The sequence below is a fragment of the Granulicella sp. S190 genome (assembly GCF_009766095.1).
GTDB lineage: Bacteria > Acidobacteriota > Terriglobia > Terriglobales > Acidobacteriaceae > Edaphobacter.
This window is the reverse complement of the sequence record NZ_LMUD01000002.1, coordinates 264,709-278,689: the sequence shown is the minus strand read 5'-3', so window position 1 is coordinate 278,689 and position 13,981 is coordinate 264,709. Positions and strand designations below refer to the sequence as shown.

10 protein-coding genes and 1 pseudogene are annotated in these 13,981 nt (G+C 54.3%); 4 read left to right on the top strand and 7 right to left on the bottom strand.

Annotated features, from left to right (window positions below; genetic code table 11):
- Positions 1–29 precede the first annotated feature (29 nt).
- Complete coding sequence (locus GSQ94_RS01070; RefSeq protein ID WP_158941465.1) at positions 30–3,281, bottom strand: TonB-dependent receptor; 3,252 nt, start codon at positions 3,279–3,281, stop codon at positions 30–32.
- A gap of 623 nt (positions 3,282–3,904) precedes the next feature.
- Between GSQ94_RS01070 and GSQ94_RS21205 the strand changes: the two are divergent.
- Positions 3,905–4,117, top strand: a pseudogene (locus GSQ94_RS21205) (cellulase N-terminal Ig-like domain-containing protein); the annotation flags it as partial.
- On the opposite strand, the gene GSQ94_RS21200 reads toward GSQ94_RS21205, so the two are convergent.
- Entirely contained in the window at positions 4,094–4,306 is a 213-nt protein-coding gene (locus tag GSQ94_RS21200) for a hypothetical protein (protein WP_254063544.1), read from the bottom strand. The pseudogene GSQ94_RS21205 and the gene GSQ94_RS21200 sit on opposite strands and share 24 nt — an antisense overlap.
- Here GSQ94_RS21200 and GSQ94_RS01065 point away from each other — a divergent pair.
- Positions 4,286–5,695, top strand: a complete 1,410-nt coding sequence (locus GSQ94_RS01065; RefSeq protein WP_254063541.1) for a glycoside hydrolase family 9 protein — start codon at positions 4,286–4,288, stop codon at positions 5,693–5,695. The two genes, GSQ94_RS21200 and GSQ94_RS01065, sit on opposite strands and share 21 nt — an antisense overlap.
- 113 nt (positions 5,696–5,808) lie before the next feature.
- Here the strand turns inward: GSQ94_RS01065 and GSQ94_RS01060 are convergent, their stop codons facing one another.
- From GSQ94_RS01060 to GSQ94_RS01045, 4 genes are all read right to left on the bottom strand, one after another.
- Complete coding sequence (locus GSQ94_RS01060; protein WP_158941463.1) at positions 5,809–6,465, bottom strand: bifunctional 4-hydroxy-2-oxoglutarate aldolase/2-dehydro-3-deoxy-phosphogluconate aldolase; 657 nt, start codon at positions 6,463–6,465, stop codon at positions 5,809–5,811.
- Between the two features lie 19 nt (positions 6,466–6,484).
- Positions 6,485–7,525 (bottom strand): PfkB family carbohydrate kinase, encoded by a 1,041-nt coding sequence (locus GSQ94_RS01055; protein ID WP_371417411.1) that lies wholly within the window; start codon positions 7,523–7,525, stop codon positions 6,485–6,487.
- Positions 7,526–7,581: 56 nt separating this feature from the next.
- Positions 7,582–8,412: a 5-dehydro-4-deoxy-D-glucuronate isomerase gene (gene kduI, locus GSQ94_RS01050; RefSeq protein ID WP_158941461.1), complete on the bottom strand. Its 831-nt coding sequence runs from the start codon at positions 8,410–8,412 to the stop codon at positions 7,582–7,584.
- An 88-nt stretch (positions 8,413–8,500) separates the two neighbouring features.
- Complete coding sequence (locus GSQ94_RS01045) at positions 8,501–9,046, bottom strand: hypothetical protein (RefSeq protein ID WP_158941460.1); 546 nt, start codon at positions 9,044–9,046, stop codon at positions 8,501–8,503.
- Between the two features lie 105 nt (positions 9,047–9,151).
- Between GSQ94_RS01045 and GSQ94_RS01040 the strand changes: the two genes are divergently transcribed.
- The gene (locus tag GSQ94_RS01040) at positions 9,152–9,922 is read left to right on the top strand and encodes a glucose 1-dehydrogenase (RefSeq protein ID WP_158941459.1); all 771 of its coding nucleotides are present in this window, start codon (positions 9,152–9,154) and stop codon (positions 9,920–9,922) included.
- Positions 9,923–10,068: 146 nt separating this feature from the next.
- Positions 10,069–11,256 carry an alginate lyase family protein gene (locus GSQ94_RS01035; RefSeq protein WP_158941458.1) on the top strand — a complete coding sequence of 396 codons (1,188 nt, stop codon included), beginning with the start codon at positions 10,069–10,071 and terminating at the stop codon, positions 11,254–11,256.
- 154 nt (positions 11,257–11,410) lie between these two features.
- Here GSQ94_RS01035 and GSQ94_RS01030 read toward each other — a convergent pair whose 3' ends face one another.
- On the bottom strand, positions 11,411–13,909 hold the full coding sequence (locus tag GSQ94_RS01030) for a glycoside hydrolase family 2 TIM barrel-domain containing protein (RefSeq protein ID WP_158941457.1): 2,499 nt from the start codon (positions 13,907–13,909) through the stop codon (positions 11,411–11,413).
- Positions 13,910–13,981: the final 72 nt, after the last annotated feature.

The following is a 13,981-nucleotide window of genomic DNA, read 5'->3' as shown; positions in this document are numbered from 1 at the left end:
TCGCCGTCCAAGAGCTTCATGTTTAAGAGTTAGAAGACAAACTTCAGCGCCAGTTGGATGTTACGTGGATCATTGATTGCGTTGGAGATCTGCCCAAACGAGTTGCCTGGGGTGGCATTGTTGCTCGGCGGAGCGAGGCTTACCATGTTGAATGCGTTGAGGAAGTCGCCACGGAACTCGAGGTGGCTTCCTTCAGTGACAGCGAAGTCTTTCGAGAGAGACAGATCAACCTGCTGATATCCAGGGCCGCGTTCCGATCCGACAGACGCATTGCCGAAGCTTAAGGCGCTTTCTGCACTATAGGCACAGGCTCCGTTATCAGTATCGTTGGCACAGGGTTGAGCCGAAGGATCGGTCCCAAACCAGTTCTTCGAGGTGCGTCCAACCACCTTCAACTGGCGAAGGTGATTTGCGCGGGATGCCCTTGCGTTGACGGCCGTCGAGTATAAAGCGTTCGAGTTGACTGTGATCGGGAAACCGGTGTGGAAGCTCAGAATCGTGCTGAACTTCCAGCCTCCGATCACTTCATCTTCAATGCGATTGATTCCAGATCCGAACTGACGTCCCCTACCGAAGGGAAGCTCGTAGTAGCCGGAGACAGAGAGATTGTGCCTGGCATCGAAGTAGGTTGGACCGTAGTCTCCACCTCCGTTGTAAGCATCCTGCCAGTACGCGCTTTGTGAGTCTCCTGCACCGCCGCCCGCACCGTAGTAGCCCAGGTTGTTGCTCAGGCCTTTGCTGTAGGTCCAGTTAGCCAGAAATTCGAGGCCATGGCTAAGGCGACGACGCCCGGTAACCTGAATCGAGTTATAGTTCATAACCGCTTCGGACTCCGTGAAGCTGATGTTTGTAATTTGGCTGAGTGCCGGGTTGAGCTTGGAGAGAGTCGTAATGGGGAGATCGCATGTGAGGCACGCGCGCTGATTGCCTTCGCGCGGGTCGACGAGGTGGTTGCCGGTCTGTCCGAGATAAGCAACAGTGAGAGAAGTAAAGTTGTCTAGCTGATACTCCGAGGTGAGGTTGAACTGCTGGATGAGAGCAGGCTTCAGATTTTTCTGCCAGGCCCGAACGTTGCCAGCATAGACAGAGGGATCAGAGGGGCGGAAGAAGCCCTGGGTGATTGCCAATGGACCACCATTGGCGCAGGAGGGGAGACCAACGGTACACGATGCGTCGACGAAGAATGGTGGGTTGAGCGTGAGGCGAAGATTCGCTCCCGTTCCTTCGAGGAAGTTGGTGATGCCATATCCGCCACGCAGGACAAACTTTTCATGGAAGCTATCCGGTGACCATGCGAAACCCAGCCTTGGCATGAATCCTGCCCAGTAAGAGTTGTAGAGAGCGCGAGGGGCACCGTTGACACCTGCGTTGACGATCGCGCCTGTAGTGAGATTGATGTTTGCCTGCTTATTGTTGACTTCGATGTAGGGCTGGTCGTACTCCCAACGCAGTCCGATATTTACAGTCAGATTGGAGCTCACCTTGTAGTCGTCTTGCACGAAGACCGCGGGCCGGTACTGACGCTGACCCCAGCGACCGGTGAGTGCGCCCTGTCCTTCGGTGGTAACCGAGTCATGGAGAAAGTCGTCAACCAGTCCGTTGAAGTTGAACCAGCCGAGGGTGCCGTCGTTTCCGGAGTAGTATCGGTTCTCCTGGTATCGAAGAACCTGGGCGCCGACCTTCAGCGTTTGCTTTCCATGCTGCCAGGTCAGGTTGTCGCCATAGGTAAACGCGTTGACGATGCTATCGCTGTCGATGCCCCCATAGCTTCCATTACCGTCTGCAGTCGAAGGGGTGCCGATGTCATCGACCGTACCGGAGTTGGCTTTGCCGCCGATGACGAGCGTGCTGAAGCCGGGGACGAGCTGGGTTCCCGGAATACCGAGGGTCGCGTTGCCGGTGAGTCCCCAGTGTCCGGAGACGTCGGTGGGAGTCGCAGTGTAGCGGGTGCGGCTATACCCGGCGCGCGCCTCGTTGATAAGGCTTGGCGAGATGACATGGGTCCAGTTCAGAATGAAGCCGGTGTAAGGATTGTTGTTATTGGTGGGGATATCGGTTGGCAGCGCGACCTTGGTGAAGCCGTCGTTCTCCCTTCCGATGGAGAAGCGGCCCGAGAGCGTGTCTTTCTGCGTGGCATTCCAGTCGATCTTTATATCGCCCTGATTGTTCACGGTGGCCTGGGCGGAAGACGCGATGTAGTTTACGGAAGAGCCCGCGGCTGGAGTGGTATTAGGAAGCGGATAAAGTTCGGGATGAGCGAAGAGATAGATGGCTGCGGGGTTGGTGATGTCGGTGCGAGCACGGTCTGCAGCCGTGACGACCGTGCGCTGTTCTACGGTGCCGTTGTGTTGGCGAGCGCCCTGATAGTCGACGAAGAAGAAAAGCTTGTCTTTGATTACCGGGCCGCCAAGCGTTCCACCAAACATGGCACGGTTGAGTGCAGGGCGAGACCCAGCGTTCCAGGGGGCTGCGTTCAGGTTCTGATTCTCGCCGAAGAAGAAGGCATTGCCGTGGAAGTGATTGGTTCCACTTTTGGTGACCATGACGACCTGGCCGCCGTTCGCGTTGCCGTACTCGGAGGTGGCGTTGCCAGTGATGATGCGGACTTCGCCGAGTGCGTCGACGTTCGGACTATATCCGATGTAGTTATCGATGGCTTCATTGATATCGGCGCCGTCGAGAGTGTAGTTATTGCTTTGCTCGCGATTGCCGTTCACATTGAAGCCGCCGTTGTACTGGCCACGTCCGACGTTATTAAGGGCTTGAGGATTTGGAGTGATCGCTCCGGCTACGAGCAGCGTGAGAGAGGAGAAGTTGCGGCTCTGCAAGGGAAGTTCTGTAGCGGCAGCTGCGGTAATCGAGTCGCCAGTGGTGGCGTTCTCCGTGTTCAGAATGGGAGTAGTGTCAGTGACGGTCACATTACTGTTTGCACCACCGATTTTCAGGGATACATTAACCTTCGCCTCCTGATCGACCTCCAGGGTGAAGGCGGTGGTGCTCTGAGGAGCGAAGCTGGACGACTCGACAGTGACCTTGTATTGCCCGATCTGCAAAAAATGCAGCGAGTAGATACCGCTTTGGTTGGTCGCGGTTGGAGTGGCCACTCCTGTCAGGACATTAGTGGCAGTCACCTTAGCTCCCGCTACGACAGCTCCGGTGGGATCGGTCACGGTACCAGTGATGGAACCGGTAATGGTCTGCGCGAATGCCGTAAAACACATTCCAATAACCAGCGCTAACGCTGAAAGACATCGAAGGCTGAGCTTTAGTCCTTTATGCATTGCGTTCCTCCAAAGTGAAGTTTTGAGTGAATTGCTTTGGCCGATACGAGGTCGCAGTCGGCTTTTTTCTGACCCGTCATGATTGCTACGAATGATCGTGTTGCATGCGAACAGTGACTCTGCCTAAATGAGGATGGCTAACGGGGATACGTTTTTGCGATCTTTCTGGAATGCAGCACTCCATCTACTCGGAAAGCAGAAAGTACAGTCTGATTCGTGGGTCAAAGAAGAGCAAAATTATTCGTAAATTGAAATGTGAGGATGACCGATCGTATAGACAACTGTACTGAAGCGCAAGAAAAATCTTGTGGAGCGTGGCACCAGTGATATTACTTCTTGGACCGACCTGCATAACCCAATAACGGCTAGCGTTTAGGGGAACCACCCACCATGGTCAGACCAGTCAACAGTCAGCCGCTTGCAACCACTCGACGCCTGGAGTAAATGTGTCTGGTTTTGAAATCAGGGGATGAGTATAGTCGTCCAGACAGGCTGAAAAAATCCCAACACGTGGCACTTCGAAATGAGACTTGCGCCAGAACCGATGCTTCTAATGAGCATTTTTGAGGAGTAGAAAAATTAGACATTCATGGAAGAGCCTGTTGGCATACTGCTGTGTAGGGATGCTCTCATCTATGGCGATGGGACAACTGACAATCCTGGTCGATCAGGTTGGTTACGAGAAAAACGCTCTCAAAAAAGCCGTCATTGTCGGCGCCCAGGAAGATCGCCCGGAGAAGTTTTCGCTGGTCGATACGGCAAGCGGCAAAGTCGTATCGACAGGAAATCTTGTTCCAAATGGCCAGGTAAATTCATGGGGTGGCCGCGTCTTCTGGACCGCCGATTTCTCTTCCTTGAAGACCATCGGTCACTACTCCATTCAGGTTCAGTCCACCACAGGCGAAGTACACTCCTGCTCCTTCGACATCGATGATGATCTCCTCGAGCGCGAGACACTCTCCAACGTCATCTTTTACTTCAAAGGCCAACGTGCCAGTGGTCAGATGGATCAGGTAGATCGTCATCTCCCTTTGCCTCCGGGGCAGTCGGGCTTCGTGGATGTTCATGGTGGTTGGTACGACGCCACTGGGGACTATGGCATCCATCTCTCTCATCAAAACCTAACCTCGTATTTCAATCCTCAACAAGTTCCTCTGGTTGCATGGAGCTTATTGAAGAGTTACCGAACACTAGAAGCGCGACATGACGACAACTTCAGCGAATATCTGAGAAGAATGCTGGATGAGGGCCTCTTTGGCGCGGATTTTCTGTTGCGAATCAAACGACCAAATGGATCGTTCTTTGAAAGTATTAATGCCCCAGGAAAAGACAAGTTGCCTCAGGATCGCGTAATCGGCAACCCTAACTGGCGAACGCAGATTAAGAAAAACGCATCGGATTCAACCGAGCAAATACAAACGGCCGTCGGGCCACACGCTTATGAGGCGTCCTTTCGCGCTGGAGGAGGGATGGCGATCGCCGCTTTAGCGCTTGCCAGTACCATGCCGCTCGACGGAGATCTGACTCGCACTGGGTATCTTCGCGCGGCCGAAGAAGCATTTCAGTTTCTCGACGCGCATAACATCGAACTGCTCAACGATGGCAAAGAAAATATCCTCGATGACTACTGTGCGCTGATGGCTGCCACAGAGTTATATCGAGCGACTCACAAAGAGACGTATCTCCAATCGGCAGATCGCCGAGCCCGGCATCTCATGGAACGCCTTGCCGATGGCGAGGGTCGGCACAACTACTGGCGAGCTGATGAGAAATCGCGGCCTTTCTTCCATCCGTCCGATGCTGGACTGCCAGTCATTAGTCTTCTCGAATATGCGGACATTGCAACTCCGGCGTCCAAACGACGGGTAAGGGAAGCGGTAGAACGGTCGCTCCGTTTTGAACTTGATACAACCGGAGAAGTTAATAATCCATTCGGTTACGCAAGGCAGTTGGTGCGCATGGGAGGCGGTTCCGTTCGTACTGCTTTTTTCTTCCCACATGACACAGAAGCGGCCCCTTGGTGGCAGGGTGAAAATGCACGGTTGGCGTCTCTGGCTGCCGCCGCAAGAATGGCCGCGCCGCTCTTTGCCGACGACCCTTCCTTCCAATCACAGCTTCAGGATTATGCGTGGAATCAACTGCACTGGATTCTCGGGAGAAATCCCTTTGACTCGAGCATGCTCATGGGAAGCGGCCATGGGAACGCACCATATATGTTCTTCCACTCATATAAATACACAAGCGCGCCTGGGTCGATCATCAATGGCATTACTGCTTCAGCGGAAAGTGAAGACGGCATTGCGTTCAACCAGGGGTTTGCTGTGACAGGCAAAGACGAAGACTGGCGTTGGACTGAGCAGTGGCTCCCTCACGCGGCGTGGTATCTCTATGCCGTTAGTCTTCCGCACTCTTGAGGCCCAAGCACCTGATCGCCAGTGAGCATCCTAAAAATGCAGACGACAGATGCTGCGGTTCTTGAGTTTGAAGATGTGTGCTCTTCCCCTCCTGTTATTGCAGCGGGCCGGAGCTATGCCTTCTGTTTCAGCCGACTCGTCCTCACAATCTCCAGGTACTTGCGCGCAATTTCAGTAACAGCCTCAGGTCTTCCTTCCGCGATCATCTTCGCTGCCACCAAGTCCGACCCGACTCCAAGAGCAAACGCCCCCGCCTCGAGAAATTCTGCAGCGTTTCCTAACATCACGCCTCCTGTCGGAATCATTTCGATATGAGGCAGAGGTCCCTTCAGCGAGGTCAGATATTTAGGCCCGCCCATTGCGCCAGCCGGAAACACCTTCACCACATCCGCGCCAGCCTGCCATGCAGTCACAATCTCGGTTGGTGTCAAAGCTCCTGGCAACACTGCAACCGAATAGCGTTGACACATCTCAATTGTTGCCACATTCAACGCGGGACTAACAACAAATTGCGCTCCCTCTAGAATGCATATCCGTGCCGTCTCAGGGTCCAGGACCGTGCCAGCCCCGATTAGAATCTCTGGCCGCTGTACCGCCAACCGGCGCATCACCTCGACTGCGCCTGGCACCGTCATTGTGACTTCAAGTACTGTCACTCCACCCGCAGCGATCGCGTCAGCCAGCGCCATCGCTTGCTCGACCGAATCCGCCCGCAACACCGGTACCAACCCGATCTCCTGCAATGCTCGAAGTACCGCAGCTTTTTTCATATCTCTCCTCTAGGTAACTCTACCGCTGCACTCCAGCCGACCCACCCGCCATCAATCGCTCCACTTCGTCCAGCGTTGCCATTGAACTGTCACCCGCAGTGGTCATGGCCAACGCACCATGCGCGACCCCGCAATCCAGCGCCCACTGCATCCCTTTCTCTTCCATAAGTCCATAGATGAAACCCGCGGCAAACGAGTCTCCGCCGCCCACGCGGTCGAACACCTCAAGATCATCAAATCGAATACTCTTGTAGACTTGGCCGCCCGCGTAGCCAAATGCTGCCCAGTCATTTCTATTTGCAGTCTTAGGCCGTCTCGTCGTAGTTGCGATCACCCTGATGTTCTTGAACTCGTCGCACACCTTTGCCGCCATGGCTCCATAACTCTCATAACTATGCCACGGAGCAGCGTGCGATGTATCACAGAGCACTGCGGCCAGATCCCCTTCGTGTCCAAACATCACATCTACTAACGGAGCGAGCTTCCGATTGACATCACTAGCTCCCTGTCTTCCGCCACTATTCTTCCAAAGTGAAGGCCGGTAGTTGCAGTCATACGACACAATCGCGCCACTCTTCTTTGCCGCAGCCATCGCCTCTAGAGCAACATCAGGTGCATCCGCCGATAGAGCACACATCACGCCACCTGTATGAAACCAGCGAACACCCTCTTCGCCAAAGATCGCATCCCAATCCACCTGACCGACCTTCAACTGTGAGATCGGAGTATGCCCCCGATCCATCATCCCCATCGCACCGCGTAGCCCAAATCCACGTTCTAGAAAATAAATTCCATTACGAGCTTCGCGTCCAATCCCGTCATACTCTACCCAACGCAGATGCGACAGATCGACCCCGCCCTGCAACATCAGATCTTCCAGCATCCTTCCGACTGGATTATCAACGAGTGCCGTGACAATCGAAGTCCGCTTTTGAAAGCACCGCCGCAAGCCGCGAGCTACGTTGTACTCGCCGCCCCCTTCCCACACGCGAAAGTTTCGTGCCCCTGTGATCCTCTCTTCGCCCGGGTCAAATCGCAGCATCACCTCCCCAAGACTCATAAGATCCCACCTGCACGAGCTCGCACTCCGTATCGCCACACCTGCCGAAGCGTCGTTCATCTTAATTCCGCTATCGACACTGGATCCATGTCGTCGTAAGCCTGATTTTCTCCACCCATCCCCCAGCAGAACGCATAGTTCTTCGTTCCAACTCCCGCATGAATCGACCATCCCGGCGATATCACAATCTCCTTATCTGCCACCACCAGATGACTTGTTGCCTCCGGCGGCCCCATCAAATGAAGGATCCGATGTGCAGGGTCCACATCGAAGTAAAAATAAACCTCACTCCGTCTCATATGCGTATGCGGAGGCATCGTATTCCAGTTATTTCCCGGCTCCAGCAAAGTGAAACCCATTACTAACTGGCAGCTTTGAATTCCACCTTTGTAAATAGCTTTATAAATCGTCCGTCTGTTACAAGTCTCTGAAGTCCCTAACTGCAGACCCTGCAAATCGGTAAACTTCACCATCTTCGTTGGATACTCTGCGTGAGCCTGATAACTCAACAAATAAAAATACGCGGGATTAGCTTCATCCTTGCTCGAGAACTCAACATCTCTACTTCCTCGCCCCACATACAGGCAATCCAGCTTACCCATCTCAAAGCTCTCTCCGTCCACCATTACCGAGCCCGCTCCACCGACGTTCAAAACTCCAAGCTCGCGTCGCTCCAAAAAATACTCCGCACGTAGCTCTGGCTCCGTTTCAAGCGTCAACGTTTCGCCCACAGGCACGGCAGACCCAATCACAGTCCGGTCAAGATCAATGTAAGCAAATTCAATCTCGTCTGGTTCGAACATTCCTTCCAATAAGAAGGTCTCTCTTAACTCCTCGGTATTCATCAACCCGTAGCCTACGGAGTCTGCCATCTGGTAAAGCCGCATGCGGTATCTCCTCTATCCATTCAATACAGTATTAATTCAATTCAGCAAAACAACTTTCTATTCTTATTTCAACCGTGGGGCTCTATAGTCATTTCCCTTCGGTATTGGATCCGCCTGCCGGTTGCTCCGCTTTGATAACGAAGATCGTAATCGTCTGTCCCGGAACCTCGATAGCCTGGTGCGGAGTACCGGCTGGTATATGAAGAATATCGCCTTTATGAAGCGTATGAGCCGTTGCACCCTCCAGGCGCAGGCCCCTGGTCTCTCCATTCATTCCTTGTTTAGGATCGACTACCGTGCCACCGGTCAGTTCCGTCCCGTCTCCATCCAACACGATCAGGAAGTCAGAATAGTTTGCGTGAACCTCAGCGCCACCACTCTTCGTCCTAGCACTCATCATGGTGTAGTGTCCGGGGTACTTCGCCAGCACGGTGCTGGAACTTCCAGCTGCACTTGTCTTCGCCTTTTCAAGTTGCTCTGCTCCCTGAGCAGTCATATCTTTAGAGGTCAGCAGTTCCACAGGTCCAACCACAACCTGCGGTGCAGCTCCAGGTGTTACTGCCTGCGACCATCCAACAGAGGTCACCAACACTCCGCTCACCAAAACTTTCGTACAGCGCACTAGCCAACGCATATAGTTTTTTCCTCAAACAATACCCACCAACCATACGAAACCATCGTTCCATCGTCAACACCTTGCTGTTTGCCGACTGGCTTGACACCACGTACATTTGCCTAGATGCCAAACACGCCTTTCAACGTCCTCGACAGCTTCCGTCTCGACAACAAGATAGCTCTTGTCACCGGCTCGGCTAGCGGCCTCGGCGCAGCCATCGCCATTGCCCTTTCGCAGGCAGGAGCGATCATTGCCTGCCATGGCAACCGCCGCGCCGCTACCGAAACTGCAGAGACCATCGGTGAAAAAGCTGCCGCATTCAGCGCCGATCTCTCCTCCACCACGGGAGCCGAGGATCTCTTCACCCAGGTCAAAGATAAGTTCGGACGAATCGATATCCTCATCAACAATGCCGGCACCATATACCGCGCTGCCGCGGAAGAGGTCACCCTCGAAGACTGGCAGCACGTACTTCAAGTCAATCTCACCAGCGTCTTCCAACTCTCCCAACTTGCAGCCCGCGATATGATCCCACGCTCGTCCGGAAAGATCGTTAACATAGCCTCCCTTCTAAGTTTTCAGGGTGGCATCCGCGTCCCCGCCTATGCTGCCAGCAAAGGCGGAGTTGCTCAACTCACCAAGGCCCTGGCCAACGAGTGGGCCCCCAACGGTATCCAGGTTAATGCCATCGCCCCCGGCTACTTTGCAACCACCAACACGGAAGCCCTTCAGACCGATGAAACTCGTAACCGGCAGATCCTTGACCGCATCCCCGCAGCGCGCTGGGGCCAACCGGAAGACCTGGCCGGGGCCGCCCTCTACCTTAGTTCTCCCGCCAGCAACTACGTCACCGGCACGGTCCTTACGGTGGACGGAGGATGGATGGGGCGATAGAAATGTTTTCAAACCGCGTCCAATCGATGAAGAGAGCATAAAAATGGAACAAACGTTGAGTTACGTTCCCTTTGTGTCTGCGGAAATGAAGGTAGCTCTCGCTTGCGCGGGACACCATAATCGAACTTATCTAGAAAAAGGTTGGAATGATGACACTCAATAGAAGAGAGTTTTGTGCCACCGCAGCGGTGGCAGCATTTGCTGGACGGACATACCCGGCCTGGGCAGCGGACAAATCACACGCTTATCAGATGGTGGCAAAGACGGATCGGGGTCGAATCCTGCAAGCCGCAAAGCTGTATCTTCCGATGGAGCCGGTGACCATTACAGCGTTCCTTTCTCCCAGGAGTCCGGGAGGGCCGCACGACTTCTTCTCGCAGGCTGACTATTTCTGGCCCAATCCAAAGAACCCTGATGGACCCTATATCAATCGGGACGGCCAAAGTAATCCTGAAAACTTTATTGATCACCGCAAGGTGATGATCGATCTCTCCGTCCGGATGCCATCTCTCACCGCGGCATGGCTGCTGACGAAGGACCGCCGCTATGCAAGACGGTCTGGCGACCATTTGCGAGCCTGGTTTGTTGCGCCTGAGACCCGCATGAAACCCAATCTCGAGTTTTCGCAGGGCGTACACGGCGTCTCTACGGGACGCAACTATGGCATTATCGATACGCTCCATCTCGTTGAGGTCGCACGAGCGGCCAGCTTTCTAGGCACCGAAGCACTCTCAGCAGCCGATCAGCAGAGCGTGAAGCAATGGTTTCGCGAGTACCTCGGTTGGATGAAGAGCAGCGAAAAAGGGAAGCAGGAGCGTGCGACCCTGAACAATCATGCGACATGCTGGGCCTTGCAAGCTTCGGAGTTTGCTCGACTGATCGGCGACGAGGGAACGCGCGATGAAATCCGGGTGTGGTTCACCACGAAGCTGCTTCCAGATCAACTCGGCATGGACGGCTCCTTTCCTAAAGAGCTGGTGCGGACTAAGCCATACAGCTATTCAATCTTCAACTTCGACGTGATGGCAGGTTTGGCACAGTCGCTCAAGGGGTCTGGAATCGATCTCACTACCTTCTCGTTGTCCGATGGCCGAGGGCTCTGCAAAGCAGCGGAGTTCCTCTACCCGTTTCTGAAGGACAAAGATAAGTGGCCATATGCGAAAGACGTCGAGCACTTTGATGCGCTACCGGTACGGTCGCCTGGATTGCTCTTTTCCGGTTTGGCATGCCACCGGGCAGAGTATGTCTCGTTATGGAAGACGCTAAATCCAGATCCGACCGACAAAGAGATCATTCGTAACTATCCAATTCGTCAACCATTGCTGTGGGTTTGAGGGCGTTCCCGCGATGACGTTGCTGATACTCGAATCAATACAGTAATTCAGCGGGTAGGTACATGTGTAGGGCAACCATCCCTAGAGTTGCTATCGCAATCCGATCACCGGCGTGATCAGTTGGACTGATCGAGTTTCTCCGAGCAGGTACAGCTCAGCCTTCAATGGTGCAAATGGCGGTTGGGAGTAACGGTGTACTTACCGCTAGGCTGATAGACCCGCGGATATCGCGAATCGAAATCTCTGCGCGACCGTTGTATAGCTCAACGACACGAGAGCCTGAAGATGTGCCCTGATTGTCTATGAGGCGTGCGGCTCCCGCGAGTGTGAATCTGACCTGGTGTCGTGCATCCAGGCACAGGATGCCGTTCTGGTCATGCAGCGTGGCTCTGCAAGTAACGATTCCATCTCTTCTCGACACTTCTTTCAGAAGAAGTGTCGCCGGGTTTTGCCATACATCAGTTTGATAGAAGAAGTTAAGTTCGTCTGTAACCTTGGTGTCGTTAGCTGAATTTGCGATGACCCGAAGTTGGTTTGAACCTTCCCGGAAAGATGTCATCCATCGCAGGCCGGCACAGGGGAAATCCTGGCTATCCCTATGTCGCACGCCGACGGAGACCCCGTTCAAGAACAGTTCGGCCTCACGACAGTTGGAGTAAACCTTAACCATCTTCAGCTCGCCGGGTCTTCCCCAGCGGATCGGCCATGAGTGCCCGTACAAATGGACCATGGGCTCCGAGCTCCAATAGGACTGGAAGACGTAGTAGGACTCCTTCGGAGTGAGATCGCGTTCGACGAGACCCTTTTGGTTGACGCGAGGTACAGGATTCTCGACGCGTAGAGGGGTCGTGAAGTCCTTGAATATCCATTGCGCAGAGCCTGCGAGCCATGGCAACGCCTCTTGAGTTTTGAGGTGCCAGTCGAAGAGATTGCAGGCGTACGTCTCCGACCAGTCGCCGTCGCGGGATACCCGAGCCTGGCCACCGGTGTTCAGGTAGGCAAGGCCACTTTCGGCAGTATTGGCTGTAGAGCGAACAGAGCCAACAGCACGGTCAGGATCTTCGGAGTGACGGCGGGCGTGACTGTCTGCACCCCATTCGATGTGGAGTAATCGCTCGACTCGCTTGCGCTGTACTTCGAGGGAATGCTCGTATTCGGTGTAGAGTCCACCGTACCAGCCAGCCCATATCGACGGACTGTAAACGTCGGGAATGTCACGTGCGAAGTCGCAACGGCGGTAAGAAGTGTAGCGGCTAGGATCCAAACGGTGGGCGAGATCGTTCAGCTGCTTCATGTAAGAGCGGATCGCGTCCTGATCAATAGACGGATATTCCCCAGGCCAGTCGTCTTCGTTTCCTAATCCCCAAAAGATGACAGAGGGGTGATTGAAGTGCTGATCGATCATGTTGCACAGTTTCTGCCGACCCATGTCTTGCCAGGAATCGTTACCCATTCCAGCGCGGCACCAGGGCAACTCTTCCCAGACGAATAGACCGAGTTCGTCACAAAGGTCCAACACGAGTTGAGATTGCTGATAGTGGGCCAGCCGAATGAAGTTGGCTCCCATGGCCTTGATCAGCTGCATCTCCTGACGAATGTCGCTATCTGTCATGGCGGCGGCGCAGCCAGCATGATCCTCATGCCGGTGAGTGCCGCGCAGAAGCAGGCGCTCGCCGTTGGCAAGGAAGGGACCGTTCTTCTGAAAATCGATGAAGCGCACGCCAAATCGTTCAGTGAACACGTGCTGCGTGTCTTTGAACGAAAGGGTAGCGCGACAGCGATAGAGATTCGGAGTGGACGGCGACCACAGCAGCGGGTTCGACAGTTTGAAGGTGGCCAAGTGACGTTCGCCATCGAACCCGTTCTCTGTGGAACGGGCATTTGGCCACTTAGTGGATAACTGGGCCACTGAAGTCCCGTCGGGTTTGAGGATTTCAATCGATACGGTAGCGTTTGGCGGTGTAGCTAGCGAGTGATGCAGACGGCCAGTAATATCCAGGCTAGCCCAATCTCTTTGTGAAGACGGATGGACCTGGATGTGAATGGCCTCAAGGGATACAGCAGGAACGTAAACGAGCTCGATATGGCGATACAGGCCACCATAAAGGGTGAAGTCGCTCAGGTCAGACGGCATCCGGTCTAAGTCTCGGCCGTTGTCGCAGCGAATGGCGAGAAGCAGGGGAGTGGATAGCGCAGGAGCTGCGTGTTCGGTGATGTCGATGACAAACTGGTCGTACCCCCCAATATGCCGGGCAATGTGAGCTTCACCGACGTAAACGTCGGTAGTCTGACCCGCACCGCTGAAGTGAAGCAAAGTGCGTCCACCGGGATATGGGTTAGCGACAACAAGATGTCTTCGATACCAGCCCGGCCCCCGATAAGCGGGAACGTCGGGATCGCACGCATCGTTGTGATTGAAGCAATGAGGAAGGGTGACCGCACTCCAGGTGGCCAACTCTGCACTATGCCAGACCTGCCATGGTCCGTCCAATGATTGCTGAAGGTACTCCCACCCATCACGGAGACGCTGAATCGTAGCAGGCGTATCGGACTCGGCGAAGCTGCGCAGCCATGCGGGTGCGACGGGAACAGCCGCAGACGCTGCAACGGGGAGTGATGTTTTCAGGAACAGGCGGCGGGAGATGTCACGCATAAATTTGTCTGGGCAGAAACCCGATTTTGTTCGAAGATGCTACTGAGTCACATTAGAGATATATTCGCGGGT

Excerpts from the sequence above, each read along its gene's own strand:
- GSQ94_RS01070 (WP_158941465.1), bottom strand. The coding sequence starts at position 3,281 with ATGCATAAAGGACTAAAGCTCAGCCTTCGATGTCTTTCAGCGTTAGCG.
- GSQ94_RS01065 (WP_254063541.1), top strand. The coding sequence starts at position 4,286 with ATGGATCAGGTAGATCGTCATCTCCCTTTGCCTCCGGGGCAGTCGGGC.
- GSQ94_RS21200 (WP_254063544.1), bottom strand. The coding sequence starts at position 4,306 with ATGACGATCTACCTGATCCATCTGACCACTGGCACGTTGGCCTTTGAA.
- GSQ94_RS01060 (WP_158941463.1), bottom strand. The coding sequence starts at position 6,465 with ATGAAAAAAGCTGCGGTACTTCGAGCATTGCAGGAGATCGGGTTGGTA.
- GSQ94_RS01055 (WP_371417411.1), bottom strand. The coding sequence starts at position 7,525 with ATGAGTCTTGGGGAGGTGATGCTGCGATTTGACCCGGGCGAAGAGAGG.
- kduI (WP_158941461.1), bottom strand. The coding sequence starts at position 8,412 with ATGCGGCTTTACCAGATGGCAGACTCCGTAGGCTACGGGTTGATGAAT.
- GSQ94_RS01045 (WP_158941460.1), bottom strand. The coding sequence starts at position 9,046 with ATGCGTTGGCTAGTGCGCTGTACGAAAGTTTTGGTGAGCGGAGTGTTG.
- GSQ94_RS01040 (WP_158941459.1), top strand. The coding sequence starts at position 9,152 with ATGCCAAACACGCCTTTCAACGTCCTCGACAGCTTCCGTCTCGACAAC.
- GSQ94_RS01035 (WP_158941458.1), top strand. The coding sequence starts at position 10,069 with ATGATGACACTCAATAGAAGAGAGTTTTGTGCCACCGCAGCGGTGGCA.
- GSQ94_RS01030 (WP_158941457.1), bottom strand. The coding sequence starts at position 13,909 with ATGCGTGACATCTCCCGCCGCCTGTTCCTGAAAACATCACTCCCCGTT.